The 1,072-nt window shown below is 45.4% G+C and carries 1 protein-coding gene; it reads left to right on the top strand.

Annotated elements, in window-relative coordinates:
- The coding region (locus ACTQ53_RS17485) for an IS66 family transposase (protein ID WP_441934582.1) at window positions 1-1,071 on the top strand (1,071 nt) is incomplete at its 5' end.
- Window position 1,072 lies beyond the last annotated feature (1 nt).

Below are 1,072 nucleotides of genomic sequence, written 5' to 3' on the forward strand. Positions count from 1 at the left end.
AGCAAGTATCCTCAGAGTATCATCAAGGGTAATCCTTTGATGCCATCCTTCTGTAGGTTCTATCTGGAGTCGAAGTTTGCCTATCATCTCTCCGAAAACCGCTTGTTGGATATGTTGTCACAGATGGGTATGAAGGTAGCTCAGTCAACCTTGAACGGTTGGATGCAGCAAATCATGACTTATCTTCGTGAACGCTTGGGGCCTGTGATGCTCGAGCGTATCCGTCAGTGTGTCTATACCCAGAATGACGAGTCAAGAATCGTGGTTCGCAGTCGTGAGAGTAAGGAAGATAAGTTTAAGTACAATGTGGAGTACATCCATGCTGCCCTCTCCATGGAAGCCAAGCTTTGTGTGATGGAATATAAGGAGGGTAGCCGTAGTCACAGTGTGCAGGAAGATGCCATCTTCAAGGACTCTTGTATAAGGGTATTTACTGCAGACAGAGCAGTCTTGTATGAGACAATTGAAAAGGATTTGGAGGAAATGGGACTGGTGCGTACAGCTTGCTGGTTCCATGCCCGCCATCGCTTCGTGGATGCTTATATCTCTGACCATCGTGTGCGTGTAATCATCTTGATGATGAACTACCTCTTCCAGATAGAGCGAGAGTCGAAGATACGCAAGCATACAGCTAAGCAGCGACGCCGATTTAGACTTAAGTACAGTGCATCGATTGTTGGCAAGTTGATGAAGTTGTTGAAGAAGATCAAGCTTGATTCTTCTTATGGTGCAATGGTTCAGCGAGCAGTCAACTATGTACTTGATGACGAGAAGGCCTTCAAGGTGTTCTTGCAGGATGGTCGTGTCGAGATGCATAACAATGCGGTCGAACGAATGTTCCGCCACTTGGCTATGGGTAGGCGAAACTGGATGCATACCGGTAGCCATTTAGGTGCGGAAAACATAGCTTTTATGTTCTCACTTTTTGAGAGCTGCAAGTTGAATGACATTAATTTTGGCGATTATATAGAAGATATACTCACCCGACTGATGGAGGGGGAGCAAGACTTCATGTCCCTAATCCCATGTAATTATAACTCGAACAAAAAGGTGAATGTCAAGGCTGCCTAAT

Source organism: Prevotella sp. Sow4_E9_plate, from assembly GCF_052116205.1.
Taxonomy (GTDB): domain Bacteria; phylum Bacteroidota; class Bacteroidia; order Bacteroidales; family Bacteroidaceae; genus Prevotella.